The organism is Streptomyces sp. CT34, assembly GCF_000805335.1.
Lineage (GTDB): Bacteria > Actinomycetota > Actinomycetes > Streptomycetales > Streptomycetaceae > Streptomyces.
This window is the reverse complement of the sequence record NZ_KN708638.1, coordinates 2,849,441-2,865,569: the sequence shown is the minus strand read 5'-3', so window position 1 is coordinate 2,865,569 and position 16,129 is coordinate 2,849,441. Positions and strand designations below refer to the sequence as shown.

General features: G+C 71.9%; 13 protein-coding genes. 2 read left to right on the top strand and 11 right to left on the bottom strand.

Annotation, left to right across the window (positions count from 1 at the left end):
* Positions 1 to 10: 10 nt before the first annotated feature.
* The gene (locus RZ84_RS12585) at positions 11 to 853 is read left to right on the top strand and encodes an ABC transporter ATP-binding protein (protein ID WP_043264395.1); all 843 of its coding nucleotides are present in this window, start codon (positions 11 to 13) and stop codon (positions 851 to 853) included.
* Here the strand turns inward: RZ84_RS12585 and RZ84_RS12580 are convergent.
* The 6 genes from RZ84_RS12580 to RZ84_RS12555 all read right to left on the bottom strand — a co-directional run bounded on the left by RZ84_RS12580 (position 840) and on the right by RZ84_RS12555 (position 8,379).
* Positions 840 to 1,874 (bottom strand): UDP-N-acetylmuramate dehydrogenase, encoded by a 1,035-nt coding sequence (locus RZ84_RS12580; RefSeq protein ID WP_043264394.1) that lies wholly within the window; start codon positions 1,872 to 1,874, stop codon positions 840 to 842. The two genes, RZ84_RS12585 and RZ84_RS12580, sit on opposite strands and share 14 nt — an antisense overlap.
* A gap of 239 nt (positions 1,875 to 2,113) precedes the next feature.
* Positions 2,114 to 3,478 (bottom strand): hypothetical protein, encoded by a 1,365-nt coding sequence (locus RZ84_RS12575; RefSeq protein ID WP_043264393.1) that lies wholly within the window; start codon positions 3,476 to 3,478, stop codon positions 2,114 to 2,116.
* Positions 3,479 to 3,675: 197 nt separating this feature from the next.
* Complete coding sequence (locus tag RZ84_RS12570; protein ID WP_043264392.1) at positions 3,676 to 4,962, bottom strand: MFS transporter; 1,287 nt, start codon at positions 4,960 to 4,962, stop codon at positions 3,676 to 3,678.
* Positions 4,963 to 5,105: 143 nt separating this feature from the next.
* Positions 5,106 to 5,657: a serine O-acetyltransferase EpsC gene (epsC, locus tag RZ84_RS12565; protein WP_043269749.1), complete on the bottom strand. Its 552-nt coding sequence runs from the start codon at positions 5,655 to 5,657 to the stop codon at positions 5,106 to 5,108.
* Positions 5,658 to 5,747: 90 nt separating this feature from the next.
* Positions 5,748 to 6,773: a PLP-dependent cysteine synthase family protein gene (locus RZ84_RS12560; RefSeq protein WP_078893720.1), complete on the bottom strand. Its 1,026-nt coding sequence runs from the start codon at positions 6,771 to 6,773 to the stop codon at positions 5,748 to 5,750.
* 223 nt (positions 6,774 to 6,996) lie between these two features.
* The gene (locus RZ84_RS12555; protein WP_043264391.1) at positions 6,997 to 8,379 is read right to left on the bottom strand and encodes an MFS transporter; all 1,383 of its coding nucleotides are present in this window, start codon (positions 8,377 to 8,379) and stop codon (positions 6,997 to 6,999) included.
* A 58-nt stretch (positions 8,380 to 8,437) separates the two neighbouring features.
* Between RZ84_RS12555 and RZ84_RS12550 the strand changes: the two genes are divergently transcribed.
* Entirely contained in the window at positions 8,438 to 8,968 is a 531-nt protein-coding gene (locus RZ84_RS12550) for a CGNR zinc finger domain-containing protein (RefSeq protein ID WP_043264390.1), read from the top strand.
* Between the two features lie 51 nt (positions 8,969 to 9,019).
* On the opposite strand, the gene RZ84_RS12545 is transcribed toward RZ84_RS12550, so the two are convergent.
* The 5 genes from RZ84_RS12545 to RZ84_RS12525 form a co-directional block, all read right to left on the bottom strand.
* A complete protein-coding gene (locus RZ84_RS12545) occupies positions 9,020 to 12,097 on the bottom strand; it encodes a type I polyketide synthase (RefSeq protein WP_052229908.1) in 3,078 nt (1,025 codons plus the stop codon).
* A complete protein-coding gene (locus RZ84_RS12540) occupies positions 12,094 to 13,293 on the bottom strand; it encodes an FAD-dependent oxidoreductase (protein WP_043264389.1) in 1,200 nt (399 codons plus the stop codon). Before RZ84_RS12540 ends, RZ84_RS12545 begins: the two co-directional genes overlap by 4 nt.
* A 53-nt stretch (positions 13,294 to 13,346) precedes the next feature.
* Positions 13,347 to 14,105 carry a thioesterase II family protein gene (locus RZ84_RS12535; RefSeq protein WP_043264388.1) on the bottom strand — a complete coding sequence of 253 codons (759 nt, stop codon included), beginning with the start codon at positions 14,103 to 14,105 and terminating at the stop codon, positions 13,347 to 13,349.
* 64 nt (positions 14,106 to 14,169) lie between these two features.
* Positions 14,170 to 15,864: a (2,3-dihydroxybenzoyl)adenylate synthase gene (locus RZ84_RS12530; RefSeq protein WP_043264387.1), complete on the bottom strand. Its 1,695-nt coding sequence runs from the start codon at positions 15,862 to 15,864 to the stop codon at positions 14,170 to 14,172.
* Positions 15,861 to 16,121, bottom strand: a complete 261-nt coding sequence (locus RZ84_RS12525) for a phosphopantetheine-binding protein (protein ID WP_063772677.1) — start codon at positions 16,119 to 16,121, stop codon at positions 15,861 to 15,863. Before RZ84_RS12525 ends, RZ84_RS12530 begins: the two co-directional genes overlap by 4 nt.
* Positions 16,122 to 16,129 lie beyond the last annotated feature (8 nt).

Here is a 16,129-nt window from a genome sequence, read left to right as displayed (position 1 = left end):
ACCGGGACGGATGAGCGAACGGCACATGCTGCGCGCCGAGGAGATCAGGCTGGGCTACAACGGGCGGGAGGTCCTCGGCGGGCTGTCGTTCGAGGTCCCGCCGGGCGAGGTCACGGTGATCGTGGGCCCGAACGGCTGCGGCAAGTCCACCTTGCTGCGCACACTGGCGCGGCTGCTGCGTCCCGCCTCGGGAACGGTGTGCCTGGACGGCAGGGACATCCACACGATGCCGACCCGGAAGGTCGCCGCCGTCCTCGGCATCCTGCCGCAGACCCCCGTCGCGCCGGCCGGGATACGCGTCAGCGAGCTGGTGGGGCAGGGCCGTTACCCCCATCAGGGCCGGCTGCGGCGGTGGGGGGTTGAGGACGAGGACGCGGTGGCGCAGGCGCTGCTCGCCACCGACGCCCTGGAGCTCGCCGAGCGCCCGGTGGACGAGCTCTCCGGCGGGCAGCGGCAGCGCGTCTGGATCGCGATGGCGCTCGCCCAGCGCACCGGCCTGCTGCTGCTGGACGAGCCGACGACCTTCCTCGACGTACCGCACCAGGTCGAGGTGCTGGATCTGCTGACCGACCTCAACCGCAGGGAGGGCACCACCGTCGTCGCGGTGCTGCACGACCTCAACCTCGCCTGCCGCTACGCCGACCGCATCGTCGTGATGAACGGCGGCACGATCGTCGCCGAGGGTTCGCCGTCGCGGATCGTGGGCGAAGAACTGATGCGCACGGTTTTCGGCATGGACTGCCGGGTCATCGCGGACCCGGTCTCGGACACCCCGCTGATCGTACCCATCGGGCGCCACCACTGCACGGCCGCGAGGACCGGGCCGGCGGCCGGCGCGGTCAGTCCCCGATGAAGTCGATCTCCGGCGCGAGCAGGACGCCGGTGCGGTCGAGCACCTGCCGCAGCACGATGTCGACCGCCTCGCGGAAGCCGGCCGCGCTGGCCCCGTCGTCGGCGACGAGGGTGTAGTGCACGGAGGAGATCCGGACGCCGCGGGTGAGGGAGGTGTTGAGGGCGAAGCCCGCCTGCCGGATGAGCCAACTCGCGGTGACCCGTGTGGAGCCGTCCGGGAAGTGGGCCACCGGCGCGCCGAGATCGCGCAGCTTCGAGGCCATCGGGTCACCGACCTCGGGGCTGAAGAAGACACTGCCGATGGAACGGCGGTCGTTCTCGCAGGAGTCCAGCACCATGCCCTTCCTGCGGCGCACCGCCAGGACCGCCTGGGCGGCCTCGGCCGGGGGCACCTGGCTGCCCAGCGGTACGTCCAGTTCGTCGGCCACGCTGCGGTAGGTCACCGGACCGCTCAACTCGGCCCGGCGCAGGGCGAAGAGGAGGGTCAGTACGGTCCAGCGTCTGGACTTCTTGAACATGCTGGTGCGGTGGCCCAGTGCGCATTCGGCCGCGTCCAGGGTGACACGGCGGCCCAGTTCCCAGTCCCACACCTCCACGCTGCGCAGGGTGTCGGAGACCTCCTGCCCGTACGCTCCCACGTTCTGCACCGGCGTCGCGCCGGTGGTGCCGGGGATGCCGGCCAGCATCTCCATCCCGGCCAGCCCTTCGGCGATCAGCGTCTCCACCAGTTCCCACAGCGGGTGCCCGGCCTGCACCTCGACCAGTACCCGGCCGTCGTCGGCCGCTCCCAGCACCCGTATGCCCCGGGTGGCGATCCGCAGGACGGGGAGGGCGCACCCCCGGTCGCCGACGAGGACGTTGCTGCCCTCTCCCAGGCATACCGGAGGGGCGGTGCAGTGGCGTACCTCCTGGACGAAGTCCGGGAATTCGGCGGGGTCGTGGAGTTCGGCCAGGGACGCGGCCGGTCCGCCGATGCCGAGGGTCGTCAACGGGGCGAGCGGCACCCCGTAGCTGACGTGCATAGTGGACTCCTCAGGGACAGTCCTGGAGATCACGAACGTGAGCGCTTTCACCGCTGAGAGTGCTCTTCGGCCCGTACGGCAGCGGACTCGCGGCGCGTACCGGCCAGTATCGTCCGTCATTTCCTTGTTTGTCGAAGGAACGTGGGCGGTGCTGTCACGGTACGTTCGGTATCCTCCGGCCGCCCGGCCCCGGCCCGCTCAGGAGCCGGGCCGCTGTCCCCCGCAGGACCGGCCGGGGTTCATCCGCACGTGCGGCCCAGCACGTCGTCGGTGAGCTCGACGATCCGCCGGGCGTCGGCGGCGTTGTGGCGCTGGAACCGCCGGCGCAGATCGGTCAGGCGGGCCTGGCCGCGTGCCGAGGGCACCTGGACGGCGAGGTCCAGTGCCGCCTCGGCGGCCTGGGCCGCACCGTCGAACTCGCCCAGCGACAGCTGCGCTTCGGCGAGCGAGGTCTGGTGCAGCAGGCGGTTGCGGGGCTGGCTGTCGTCGAACAGTTCCAGACCGCGGGCCAGGTCGAGGGCTGCCTGGCCGGGCCTGCCGATCTCCAGCCGGGCCCGGCCGGCGTCGCCCACCAGCACGGCTGGGGTGACCCAATAGGCCCAGGGCTCCTGACCCCGGAACTCGGCCGTCCCCTGTGTGCAGCCGATGGCCTCGCGGATGGTGGCGGTTTCCTCCAGCGCGCGTTCGCAGCCGGCCAGGTCCCCGAGGCTGGCGTGGGCCCTGGCCTGACGACTGGCCAGCAGTGCCTGTCCGGGGCTCGGGGCCTGGTCGGCGGTGCCCTTGCGGGCGATCTGGATCAGCCGCAGGGCCTCTTCTCCGCGGCCGTGCCACGCGGCCTGGTAGCTCAGACAGGAGATGATGTGCGCGGCCAGCGCGCGGTCGCCCGCGGCGCGTGCGGAGCGCAGGGCCTGGAGCAGGTAGCGCCTGCCGTGGGCCTCGTCACCGAGGTCGGCGGCCATCCAGCCGACGACCTGGCCGAGTTCGGCCACCAGTCGGTGCAGCCGAATGCCGGTATCCCGGTCGTAGGAGCTGGAGTCGACGAGCCTGATGGCCCACCGCAGGTCCTGGGCCGCCCAGTCCAGCAGCATCCTGCCCCCGCGGTCGTCGTCGAGCCGGCGGAACTGGGCGATGCGTTCACCGATCAGGTCCAGCACCACGGTGTCGAGACCCTCGCCGCGGAGTTGGGCGGCGGGTGGGGCATCGGCGTTGAGCAGCCAGTCCAGGGCCACGGTGACCGGGTCCTGGGCCCCCGTCGTGGTGAGCGGCTCGGCCCGGCCCCGCCGTCCCGGCGGGGACGGGCATCCGAGGAGGCAGGGCGCCGACGGCGTCCCCGGTAACCGGTCCTGGCCGGGCCCTGGTGCCGGGGGCGGGAATTTGCCGGGCCACAGCATATGGAGCGGCACCGGCTCCCCCAGCCGTTCGGTGAGTATCTCGGAGACCACACGGGGCAGTCCGTGACGCGGACACGATCCCTTGAGCCAGTTGTACGGCGCCTTGGCGCTGATGGTGCCCGCACCGCACACCCTGTTGATCTCCCGGGCCAGCCGGTCCGGGGACCAGGACAGCCGGCGCAGGCACTCGGCCAATACCGAGGTGTTGTTCATTCGCTTACGTCCCCCGTCTCGATCTGAACAGTGTTCGGTGGTAAACGCACTCCGTCCCATCGTCCTATCGGGAGTGCCCGATACTCAAACGAAAAAGGACGGGATCGAGTTGCCGAAGTGGTGTGGGACATGCCACGAACCGGCCGGTATGGACACACGGATTTTGGCCGCGAGTTGGCCGAGAATCGGAACGGAAATTAGTTGAATACTTTGCTGACTTCGGTGGTGTGGGCAGCGGGCGAGCGCTCTGCCCGTAGCGCCGGCCAATAGAGCAGGCCACCGGCAATCAACACGGTGACTGCGAACACAAAAGGCGCGCCGAATGAACCTGTGATTTCGGCCAGCCAGCCGGTCAGTAACACCCCTCCGGTGGTGGCCGCCGTATTGGCGAAGTTCATCAGCCCGCCGACCGCGCCGACCGCGTGCGGCGGGGCCAGCAGCCCCGGCAGGCTCCAGGCCACCGGCGCGGCCACGGCGAGCCCGCCGAGCGAGAGGGACATCCAGAGGACCGCGCCGAGCGGCGAGCCGGCCCACCCGGCGCAGCCGATGGTGGCGCCCAGCGCCAGACCGCCCAGCAGCACCGGCCTGCGGGCCGCGACGGCGTCCCGGCCGCCGCGCACCATGCGGTCGACCAGCCATCCCCCGAAGGCGAACTCGGCCACGGCCGCCACCAACCACGGCACCATGGCGTACAGGCCGGCCCGGCCCAGTGCCACGCCGAACTGCCGCTGGAAGAAGACCGGCATCCAGGTCAGCACCACGTTGATGGTGTAGCCGTAGCAGGCGAAGCCCAGTGATATCGCCCAGATACGGCGGGAGCGCAGTACGCCGCGCCATACGCCCGGCGCGCCGTTGGCGCCCCGCGCACCGCCGCCGCGGACCTCCGGGCGCTCCGTGGCGCGCGGCCGGGGGTGCCCGGCCGGTTCGCGGTAGCCCCACCACCACGCCACGGCGAACAGCAGGCTCAGTACGCCGGTGAACAGGAACCCGGCCCGCCAACCCCACATGCTGATCACCCACGCCAGCACGGGGAAGGCGAGCACGTTGGCCAGCTTCGTGGCGCCGTCGAACAGCGCGGTGGCCCGGCCCCGTTCAACGGCGGGGAACCACGCCGCGGTCGCCTTCGAGGCGCCGACCATCGACGGCCCCTCGGCCACTCCCAGCAGCAGCCGGGCCAGGATGACGAGCCCCAGACCGGAGGCCACGGCCGTCAGGAGACTCGCCAGGGCCCACAACGGAACGGCGATACGGTTCAGCCATTGCACCCCGATCCGGTCGGCCAACAGGCCGGAGGGAAACTGGACCAGGCAGTAGGACCAGTTGAAAGCGGCCAGTACCAGACCGAGTTCGCCGAGGCTCAACCCGAATTCCTCGGCGAGCGGCGTACTGGCCACCGATAAAACCGTACGGTCGAAGAAGTTGACGACGATTCCACCGGCCAGCAGTGAGCCGATGGCCCAGCGGGCGCGGCCAGGGGGTGTCATGGGATGGGGTAAATCCTTCATCGGGGCTGTGCAGGTCACCGTGGTACCGGTGACTCCGACAAAGACCACCCTATATTCCGCCCCGGCCGCCCCTGCCTTGCACGGGCGTTTACCGGCCAACTGCCCTGTGGAGCCGGCGTTGTTCAGGCGCTGTCCGCCCGGGAGATGTCCGCCTTTTTCCGGGGGCGGGCGACGGTGGGCTCACCCATGATGCGGCGGCCGGGCGCCACATCGTCGAGCACCAGGGCGTGCGCACCGATCAGGGCGTCGTCGCCGATGGTCAGCGGCCCGAGAACAGTGGCGTTCACGCCGAGCGTGACACGGTCGCCGACCTTCGGGTGGCGCCGGTCGCCGCGGGGCCGCAGCGTGTCCCGCCACCACCCGACGGCGCCCAGCGTGACCTGCTGGTAGATGGTGACGTCGTCGCCCACCACGGCGGTCTCGCCGATCACCACGCCGGTGCCGTGGTCGATGAACAGCCGCCGGCCGATCCGGGCCCCCGGGTGGATCTCGATGCCGGTCAGCACCCGTGCGCAGCTGGTCATGACGCGGGCGGCGATCCGGTGCCGCCGGCCGTACAGGTGGTGCGCGACGCGGTAGATCCACAGCGCGGGCAGTGTGGAGTGGAACACCGCCTCCGCCCGGGAGGCGATCGAGGGGTCGCGGGCCAGCGTCGTGTCGATGTCCTCGAGCATCCGCGACAGCGGGCCGTCCCCCGTGCGCCGGCCGCCGAACGGCACGCCGGCCGCGCCCGGTTCCCGGTCGGGTTTCGACTGGAGCATGACTCAGTTCCCCATGCTTTCTGCCTTCTCCCAGTCCTCCTTCGAGCCGGAGTCCGCGAAGACCGTGACCACGAGGTCGTCGGGGCCGAGGTTCTTCGCCTTCTCCCGCGCGATCAGCCAGCTGGCGCCGGCCGAGGAGCCGATCCTGGTGCCGGTCTCCTGCCAGAAGTCGTACATCGCCCGGAACGCCTCGGGGTGCGAGACCTGGGCGCTCTCGAACTCCGGGAGCAGCTTCTCCACGAACGGCTGGCGCATCCCGTAGGTCATTCCGCCGGCACCGGCGAACTTCGGCCGGGCGTTGGGGGGTTCGGGCGTCCCGTACGGAAGCTCGGCGGGCGTCACGCCGACGACCGAGAGGCCGGGGGCGATACCCCGCAACGCCCGGGTCACCCCGGCGAGCATGCCGCCGCTGCCCACCGCCGCCACCACGGCACTGGGGCGGGCGCCGTCGAGCTGGCCCACGATCTCCCGGCCGGTGAAGAACTGGTGCGCGGCGACATTCGCCATGTTCCGGTGCTGCGCCAGCAGCGTCCAGCTCGGGTCCTCCTCCGCGATCTCCGAGGCGCGCCGCATGATGGCGAGCGGGAACTCGGACGCGGGCACCAGGTCGATGACGGTTCCCCCCTCGGAGAGGTGGGTCAGCAGGCTCTGCGGTACCGAATCGGGCATCACGGCCCGGACCGGGATCCCGGTGACCTTGTTGAGTCCCGTCAGCGCGCGGGCCATGTTGCCGCCCGAGCAGTCCACGACCTTCAACGGGCCCTCCTTGCCCGCGTGTTCGTTGATGGCACGGCAGAGCATGGAGTACGCCGGGCGGTCCTTGGCGGAGCCGGACGGGTTCCGGAGCTCGTACTTGGCCATGATCTTCGCCCCGCCGGGCGGGCCGGGCACCTCGACGAGCGGTGTACCGCCCAGGGTGGCCCGGAATTCGCGCAGCCCCGGATACAGGGCGAGCGCGTTGGTCTCGTCGACTGCCGCGTCCAGCGGCTCGGTCACGGAGAGTTCGATCTGAGGCGGTTGTGTTGCCATCGGGCTCAGGTCCCTTCGCCGGTTAGCGGTCTGCGCGGCCAGTTCCGCGCGGCGTCGCGCTCTTCGCGCATACGGACGACCGGATAGATCGTCAGCGAGCCCGTGAGAGGTGTCAACGAAACCCGGGTGTTCAAGGAAGGGGTCTCAACGCCCCTGCGGGGCAAGCAGGTTGGTGCCCGGCACCCGGAGCTCCGGGTGCCGGGCACCGATACTGCGGGCAGCCCTAGGCCGGCTGGACGGCGGGGCGCCGTGCCTTGAGCAGCCAGAGCGCGAGCAGCCCGCTCACCAGCCCGACGGCGCCCGCTACCACGAATACCGCGGACAGCCCGTTCGCGTACTCCGCGTGCAGGTCGGCGCCGCCCGTGCCGGAGGAGAACTGGTGGAATACGGAGCCGAGTACGGCGATGCCCAGCGCCAGGCCGAGCTGGCGCGCACAGTTGGCCGCGGCGGAGGCGACCCCGCTCTGCGCCGCGGGTGCGGCGGACATGGCGATGGCGGGCAGCACGGGGGAGACGATGCCCGCGCCGATACCAGTGAGGAGCAGTCCGGGTATCAGCGCCGACCAGGACGAGCCCGCGTCGACCGTCAGCATGAGGACGTTGCCCACGCCCACTGCCACCGTGCCGCCGCCGAGCGTCCAGTGCGAGGGAAGCCGGTGCAGTGCGCTGCCGACCACGGCGGAGGTGGCGAAGAACGCCACCGGCTGCACCGTGATGACCAGGGCCGTGGGCAGCGAGGTGAGTCCCACGCTGTCCTGCAGCCAGATCGACATGACCGGCAGTGCCCCGAATCCGGCGAGGTAGTACCCCATGGCCGCGACCAGCGTTCCGTTGAACTCCCGCTTGCGGAACAGTTCCAGCGAGAGCATCGGGTTGCTGCTGGCCCGCTCGACGAGGACGAACGCGATGAGCATCACCACGCCGGCGGCGAGGCCGAGCACTGCGGAGGTGGCGCCCCACCCCTGCTCGCCGCCGCGGATGATGCCGAAGGTGACGCCGATCGCCGCCAGCGTGAAGGTGGCGATGCCCGGGTAGTCGATGCGGGTCGCGGTGCTGGTGTCGTCGATCAGCACCGCGGCGGACAGCGCCACCGTGATCACGCAGACCGGCACCCCGCCGAAGAAGATCCACTGCCAGGACAGGAACTGCGTCAGGACCCCGCCCGCGACGTTGCCGATACCGGCGGCGGCACCGGCGACCGCGCCCCAGACCGCGAAGGCCACACCCTTGTCGCGTCCGGTGTAGGTGAGCCCGATCAGGGGCAGCAGGGTCGAGAACATCGCGGCACCGGCGAGGCCCTGTACCGCACGCGCGGCGATCAGCACGCTGACGTCGCCGGCCAGTCCGCAGATAAGTGTGGAGACTCCGAAGACCCCCAGGCCGGCCAGGTAGAGGCGTTTGCGCCCGAGGTTGTCGCCGAGCGATCCCATGCCGAGCAGCAGCCCGGCCAGGGCGAGGGTGTAGACGTCGACGATCCACTGCAGGGAGCCGAAGCTCGCGTGCAGGTCGCGGGCCACGCTGGGGATTGCCACCGTCACGATCGTCGAGTAGACGAGCAGCATGAACGTTCCCAAGCAGGTGGCGACGAGTGGCAGCCATTTGCGCATCGATGTGCTTCCTTCCGGGGCCTGGAGCCTTCCGGAACAAGCCTGCTGTAATGGTCTTATGCAACAGAACCCTTACGGGGAAGATCCCGTACGGCTCATCCTGGACCTCGCGGCCACGCCGCCGTGCTCCCCCGGGGAATTCGCCGAACGCTGCGTCGCGGCCGGGATGGTGATCGACCGTCCGGTGGGTGACGAGGACCTGGCGGAGATCCTGGAGTTCATCCCGCGCTGGCTCGCGGTGGTCGACGCCGGCACCCCCGAGCGGCGGGCCGCCCTGCTCAATGAGCTGCTGACGAGCTCGTCCACACACCCCCGGCTCACCGACCACGCCGACGGCGGCTGGCACATCCACTACCGCGCCGACGGCCTGGGCCTGGCCAGTGTGGTGCGGGCGGTGGTCAGCGTGGGCACCGCCCTGCACCTGACCGGGCGCGGTATGGACCGCCTCAGCCGCTGCGCCCTGGCCGAATGCGGCCGCGCCTACGGCGACTTCACACGGGGCGGCCGGCAACGCTACTGCTCCCATGCCTGCGCGAACCGCGACGCCGTGCGCCGCTTCCGGGCCAGGCGGGCGGCACAGCACCCGTGAGACCGGCGGCGAGGGGGGACCGCCGGCCCCACGGGCTGTCGCAGTGGCTCTCTAGGGTGATTCGGCCGCCGCCCGGGCCGCCACGGCGGCCGTGACGACCGCAGCGAGCTGTGCGGGCGTCGGGTGCGACAGCAGCTCCCGCAGGGACACCGTCACACCCAGTGTGTCCGGCATCCGGTTCACCAACTGGGTGCCCAGCAGGGAGTGCCCGCCCAGTTCGAAGAAGTCGTCGTGGACGCCTATGCCCTCGAACCCGAGGAACTCCTCCCACAGTGCCACGATCCGCTTCTCGGTCTCGTCGCGCGGGGCGGTGTAGCCGGACCGCAGGCCGGCGGGGCGCGTCGAGCGCTCCTCGGCGCGGTTTCCCTTGTTTTCCTTCGGCTCCGGGGGCGCGGGCCGCACGCCGGCGGCTTCCGCGGGCGTGCCCGCCGTCCCCTGCCCGCCGCCCGGCCCGATCCAGTGGCGCTCCCGCTGGAACGGATAGCCGGGCAGCGTGGCCCGGCGCCGCGGCCCGTCGTGCAGCGCCCGCCATCGCACCTCGCCGCCCGCCAGCCACAGGTCCCCGACCCCGAGCAGCAGCGTCTCCAGGTCGTCGCCCGCCTCACCGGGCCGGCGCATCGTGCGGACCGCGGAGATCCCCCGCCGGCCGGCCAGGGCCGCCCTGGAGAGAGTGGACAGCGCGGTACCGGGCCCGACCTCGACGAGCACGGTACGGCCCTTGGACGCCGCGGTGCGGACCGCGTCGGCGAAACGCACCGGCCGGCGGGCGTGGGCGCCCCAGTAAGCCGGGTCGGTGGCCTGCTCGGGGGTGATCGGCTCCCCGGTCACCCCGGAGACGAACGGCCGCTCGCCCGGGGAGAGGGCGGCGCCGCGTACCGCCTCGGTCAGCGGGCCGACCACCGGGTCCATCATCGCCGAGTGGAAGGCGTGCGAGGTGTGCAGCCGCCGCGCCGCCACCCCCGCGTCGGCCAGTGCGCGCTCCAGCGTGGCCACGCCCTCCTCGGGCCCGGCGGCCACGCACAGGGCGGGAGCGTTGACCGCGGCGACGGACACCCCCGGCGGCAGCAGCGGTACGACCGCCTCCTCGGCGGCCTCGACCGACAGCATCGCTCCCGGCGGCTGCTCGCGCATCAGCCGTCCGCGCAGCGCGACCAGGCGCAGCGCGTCCTCCAGCGGCAGCACCCCGGCCACGCACGCGGCGGTGAGCTCGCCGACGCTGTGGCCCACCATGTCGTCGGGCGCCACACCCCAGCGCAGCAGCAGCTGCGCCAGCGCGTACTCGGTGGCGAACAGCGCGGGTTGCGCCACCTCCGTCGACGTCAGCCGTTCCGCATCGGCGGCCGTGCCGTACAGCACCTCGCGCAGATCGAGGCCGAGTTCGGCGCGCAGCAGCCGGGCCGAGCGGTCGATGTCGGCGGCGAAGCCCGGATCCGCCCGGTACAGGCCGTGGCCCATCGCGGGGTACTGCGTGCCCTGGCCGGGGAAGAGGAACACCGTGCGCGGAAGCCCGGTGCCCGCGTCCCCCTGGCGTGAGCGGCCGGGGTCCGCGCCGCCGAGCAGCGCCGCGGCCCGTGCCGGGTCGGGCGGGACGAGGACCGTGCGGCGGTGGCGCATCGGCTGCCTGCCGGTCTGCAGGGTGTATGCGGCGTCGGCGGCCTCCGGGGCGTCGGGCCCGGCGAACCGCCCGGCCAGCCGGTCCGTCGCCGCCTCCAGCGCCTGCGGCGTCCTGGCGGAGAGCAGGAGGAGCTGTGGCCGGTCCGAGGCGGGGTCGCCTGCCGCCGGCCCGGGAGCCGGGCGGGCGTCCGGGGCCTCTTCTAGGACCACATGGGCGTTGGTGCCGCCGATACCGAAGGAACTGACACCGATGCGGCGCGGGGTGCCGCCCGGCTCCCAGGCGACCCGCCGGGTGGTCACCCGGAACGGTGTCGCGTCGAAGTCGATCCGGGGGTTGGGCGTACGGAAGTGCAGACTGGGCGCCAACTCGCGGTGTTGCAGCTGCAGTACGGCCTTGATCAGACTCGCGATACCGGCCGCCGTCTCCAGGTGCCCGATATTGGACTTCACCGAGCCGATGGCGCAGTAGCCGGTGTCCTCGGTGAAGTGCCGGTGGGCGCGGGTCAGCGCCTTGATCTCGATGGGGTCGCCGATGGGAGTGGCGGTGCCGTGCGCCTCGACGGCGGTGACGGTACGGGCGTCCACCCCGCCGGAGCGCAGCGCCTGAAGGACCACCCGCTCCTGTCCGGTGACGCCGGGGGAGGTGTAACCGACCTTGTCGGAACCGTCGTTGTTGACCGCGGAGCCCTTGAGCACGGCCAGTACCCGGTCGCCGTCGGCCACCGCGTCGGCGAGCCGCTTCAGTGCGACCACGCCGGCACCGCTGCCGAAGACGGTGCCCCGGGCCTCGGCGTCGAATGGGCGGCAGCGCCCGTCCGGCGAGTAGATCAGACCGCGCTCGTAGCGGTATCCCACCCGGTGCGGCACCCGCACGCAGACCCCGCCGGCGAGGGCGAGATCGCAGACCCCGGTGCGCAGCGACTGCGCCGCCTCGTGCACCGCGACCAGCGACGTGGAACAGGCGGTCTGCACCGACAGCGCGGGCCCGGTGAAGCCCAGCTGATGGGCGGTGCGGGTCGCCAAGTAGTCCTTGTCGTTGTGGATCTGCAGCTCGAAGACGGACGGGTCGAGCACGATCCGCCGGCCGCCCAGCAGGTTGGACATCAGGTATGCGGGCATGTTGGCGCCCGCGAAAACCCCGCCGGAACGCACCGTCGCCGGGTCGATGCCGGCATGTTCCAGGGCGTGCCAGGCGCACTCCAGGAACAGGCGCTGCTGCGGGTCCAGGAGAGCCGCCTCCCGCGGGCTGAAGCCGAAGAACCGCGCGTCGAAGAGGTCCACACCGTCCAGGAGCGGCGCGGCCCGCACATATTCCGGCCGCTCGAACTCCGCCCGCTCGATGCCCTCGGCGAGCAGTTCGTCCTCCTCCAGCCGCGTGATGGACTCGATGCCGTCCCGCAGATTGCGCCAGTAGGCGTCGATGTCCCCGGCGCCGGGGAAGCGGCCCGCCATCCCGACGACGGCGATGCCGCCGTCAGCCGGGTCCGTGGTGAGGCTTCGGTCGTGCAAGGTCATGCGACGATCCCGGACGACTCGGAGGGGACGAGGGCATGCCGGCCGATGTCGTACGCGGTGGTCCCGTCGAGGGCGAGATCGGCGCAGATCTTCCCCCACAGCGGGGTGAACTTGAAGCCCCAGCCGGCCACGGACACCACGACGTTCTCGCCGCCGTCCACCAGGGCGCCGGCGTCGCCCAGGAAGAACTGCCGGGCCGGGTTCCCGGGCAGCATCGCCAGGCAGGTGGACAGCTCCGCCGGCCGAGGATCGGTCCACGGCATGTGCGCGGTCGCCCAGTCGGTCACCCGCTCCACCGGCCGCGGGGCCGGTACGCCCTTGGCGTCGTCGGCGTGCGCCAGCGCGTCGACCTCGAAGACCGGGCCGAGCCGGATGTCGTCGCTGGTCGACCACGGGTTGGGCGGGAATCCGTAGAACAGGTTGGTGTCCTCCTCCGTGGGCTGCTGGAAGGCGAACCAGAAGGGCCGTCCGGGCTCGGCCCGGCGCTGGCGGAGGGTGACCAGCGGCAGTTCGTACAGGCCCACGTCCAGCTTCGAACCCCACGCCTCCACAAGCTCGTTGGCGTGGGCGCCGTTCGTGAGCACGACCTTGTCCGAGCGGTAGGTGCGCTCCTCCGTCCGCACGGTGACGCCGTCGGGATCCGGGTCCACCGCCAGCACCCGCTCGTTGCCGCGCAGCACCGCACCGTGCTGCTGGGAGAGCTGGAAGACCGCGCCGACCGTGCCGCGTACGTCGATGGCGCCGCCGTCCCGCTGGAGGAAGCCCTCGTAGTGGGCCGGCAGGCCGGTGAAGCCGTAGCGGCGCTCGATCTCCCGGGCGGTCAGCCACTCGTAGGGCACGTCCAGTGCGTCCATGGCACGCGCGGTCCCGGAGATCTGGCCCTCGTTGGTCTTCACCTCGGTGTCGCCGAACCACAGGCTGCCCACCTCGTGGAGAAGCTTGCGGCCGGTCAGCGACTCCAGCTCCCGCCACATCGGCAGGGCCTCGAGGGTCAGCGCGAAGATGTCCCGCTCGGTGTACTGGAGACGCCAGTGCCGCTCGGCGCCGCTCGTCCCGCCCCGCTCGTTCATGAAGCCGTACCGCTCCAGGACGAGTACTCTGCGGCCGCCGCGCCGCGCGGCCTGCCAGGCCGTGGACAGGCCGATCGGCCCGCCGCCTATCACGATGAGGTCGTAGTGCGTGGTGCTGTCGCTCATGTGCGTCACTCATTTCTTCACAGGGAGGCGTGCCCTGGGGGAGGGCGGGGAGGTCAACGGGCGGGCCGTGCGAGCAGCTCGGAGACCGCGGCCACGGTCTCGGAGAGCCGTTCGCGGGGGTAGAAGTGCCCGCCGTCGAAGATCCGTTCGGTGAAGCCGGCCCGGGTGAACGCGGCCCATTCGCGGATGTCCCGCGGTGTCACCGCCGGGTCGTCCGCACCGCAGAACGCGGTGACGGGCAGGTCCAGCGCCGGGGCGTCGGCACCGAACCGGCAGGAGTCCAGCACCTGGTAGTCGTTGCGCACGACCGACACGATCAGCTGTACCAGCTCTGGGCTCTCGCGCACGCTCCCGGGGACGCCGCCCAGCCGGACGAGCTCGTCGAGGACCCCCTCGTCGTCGTGGCGCAGCAGGTCACCGGCGTGGATCCGGGGCGGGGCGAACTGACTGGAGACGATCAGCCGGTCCGGCACCGGGAAGCCCGACTCCGCCCACCTGCGGGTGATCTCGTACCCGACCGCGGCCCCCATGCTGTGGCCGAAGAACGTGAACGGCAGATCCAGCAGCGGGGCGAGCTCGGCGGCGAGCAGCTCGGCGAGCTCGCCCATGTCGTCGATCAGCGGATCGTCGATGCGCTCCTCACGGCCGGGGTACTGCACCGCCAACAGGTCGATGTCCGGCGGGAGTTCGTCCCGCCAGGGGCGGTAGAAGGAGGCGCCGCCGCCCGCGTACGGGAAGCAGACGAGCTGGTGGCGGGGTGGTGCGGCACCGGGGGCGTGCTTGATCAGCGGGGTCGTTCGCCCCAGATACATGGATTCACCTCACGACGGTGTTGGAGGGCGGGTGCGGCGGCGGGTGCGTGCCGCGTGGGCGGGTTCAGGGCGTCCCGGCCGCGAGCCGGCCGGCGATGTCCTCCCGCAGGGCCTTCTTGTCGATCTTCCCGATGCCGGTCAGCGGCAGGGCGTCCACGATCTCCAGCCGCTCGGGGAACTTGAACGCGGCCAGACCCTGCTGCTCCAGGAAGCGGCGCAGTTCCCTCAGCCCGAGCGGGCCCCCGCCGTCGAGGACGGCGTACAGGCACACCGCCTCGCCGTAGAGTTCGTGCGCCATGGCGACCCCGGCCGCCTGGACGATCCGTGGGTGGCGCTGGGCGATGGACTCCAGCTCCTCCGCGGAGATCTTCTCGCCGCCGCGGTTGATGGAGTCCCGTACCCGCCCTTCCAGGACGACGTTGCCGACGGGGTCCAGGCGCACCAGGTCGCCGGTGCGGTAGAACCCGTCCGGTGTGAACGCCGCGGCGGTGGCCTCGGGATTGCGGTAGTAGCCGGCCACGGTATAGGGGCCACGGGTCAGCAGCTCACCCATCTCCCCCTGGGCCACGGGCCTGCCGTCGGCGCCGACGACCCGGAACTCGTCCGCCGCACTGGCCGCGCTGCCCTGGGTGGTGTGGACGGTCTCGTCGAGGTCGTCGAGGCGGGTGAAGCACAGCAGTCCCTCACTCATGCCGTAGCACTGCTGGAGCGTGGCGCCCAGCTCCGTGCGGACCCGGGCGGCCGCTTCGGCGCCGGGCCGGGCACCGCCGACCTGGATCACCTCCAGGCTGCTCAGATCGGCCCCGGACCCCGGCGCGGCGGCCAGCCACTGGAGCATCAGGGTCGGCACCAGCGTGCAGTGGGTCACCCGCTCCCGCTCGATCAACTCGAAGGCGCCAGCAGGGCTGTTGGGGTTGGCGAGCACCACCCGGCCGCCCGCGATCAGCGTGCCGAGCACCCCCGGACAGTTCATGACGAAGCCGTGGGCGGCGGGCATGACCGCCAGCGTGACCGACTTCGAGGTGATTCCCGCGATGCCGACAGCGGTACGGATCATGTAGCCGTACCCCTCGTGGGTCCGCGGGATCGCCTTCGGCAGCCCGGTGGTACCGCCGGAGAGGAGGAAGACGGCGGCGTCATGGGGAGCGGCACCGGCTGCGGCCGCGCCGGTGCGGCGGGTGCCCGGCGCCGTGCCGCCGGGCCCGGGCCGGCACAGCTGCGCCAGATCCGTCTCTCCCTCGGCGAGCCGGTCCGCTCCCCGTACGAGCAGATGACGCAGGCCGGGGTGGCGGTCCCGCAGCGTGCGGGCCAGTCCGTGTTGGTCGAAGCGCCGGGTTCCGCTGTCCACCGCGAGGGCCACGGGCCGGGTGACGGACACGATGTGGTTGAGCTCGTGCTCCCGGAACGCCGGAAGGATCAGCACCGGCGGCGCACCGACGTGCTGCAGGGCCAGCACCAGGACGACGTACTCCAGGCAGTTGGGCAGCTGTACGCAGACTCGGTCGCCCGGGGCGATGCCCAGGGTGCGCAGCCGGCCTGCCGCCTCGTGCACCGCCCGCGCCAGTTCCGCGTACGTCATCCGGCGGTCGCCGTCGACGACGGCACAGCGATCGGGCTGGGCACGGCACCGGTCGAGCACCAGGTCGCTCACCAGCTCCTGCCGCCACAGCCCCGCGTCGCGGTAGGCGGCGGCACGGTCGGCGGCGATCGCGACCACCTCCGGATCCAGCGCGGCGCGCTCGCGCACCGGCGCCGTCATGACCCGCTCCGCTGCTCGGCGATGAGCTCGGCCAGCCGTCCCAGCGTGTAGTCGTCCTGGTCCCAGAGGTCGACCGTCACGGCGAACCGCTGCTTGAGCGCGAGCTGCAGCTCGGTGGTCTCCACCGAGCTGAGCCCCAGCTCGGCACGGAGCTTCCAGTCCTCGCCGGCCTCCGCCAACTCACCTTCGTCAAAGCCGATTTCGACCAGGGTTTCGGTCACCGCGCGCAGCAGGTCGGCTGTTTCATCTGTCGACAAGGGAAAAA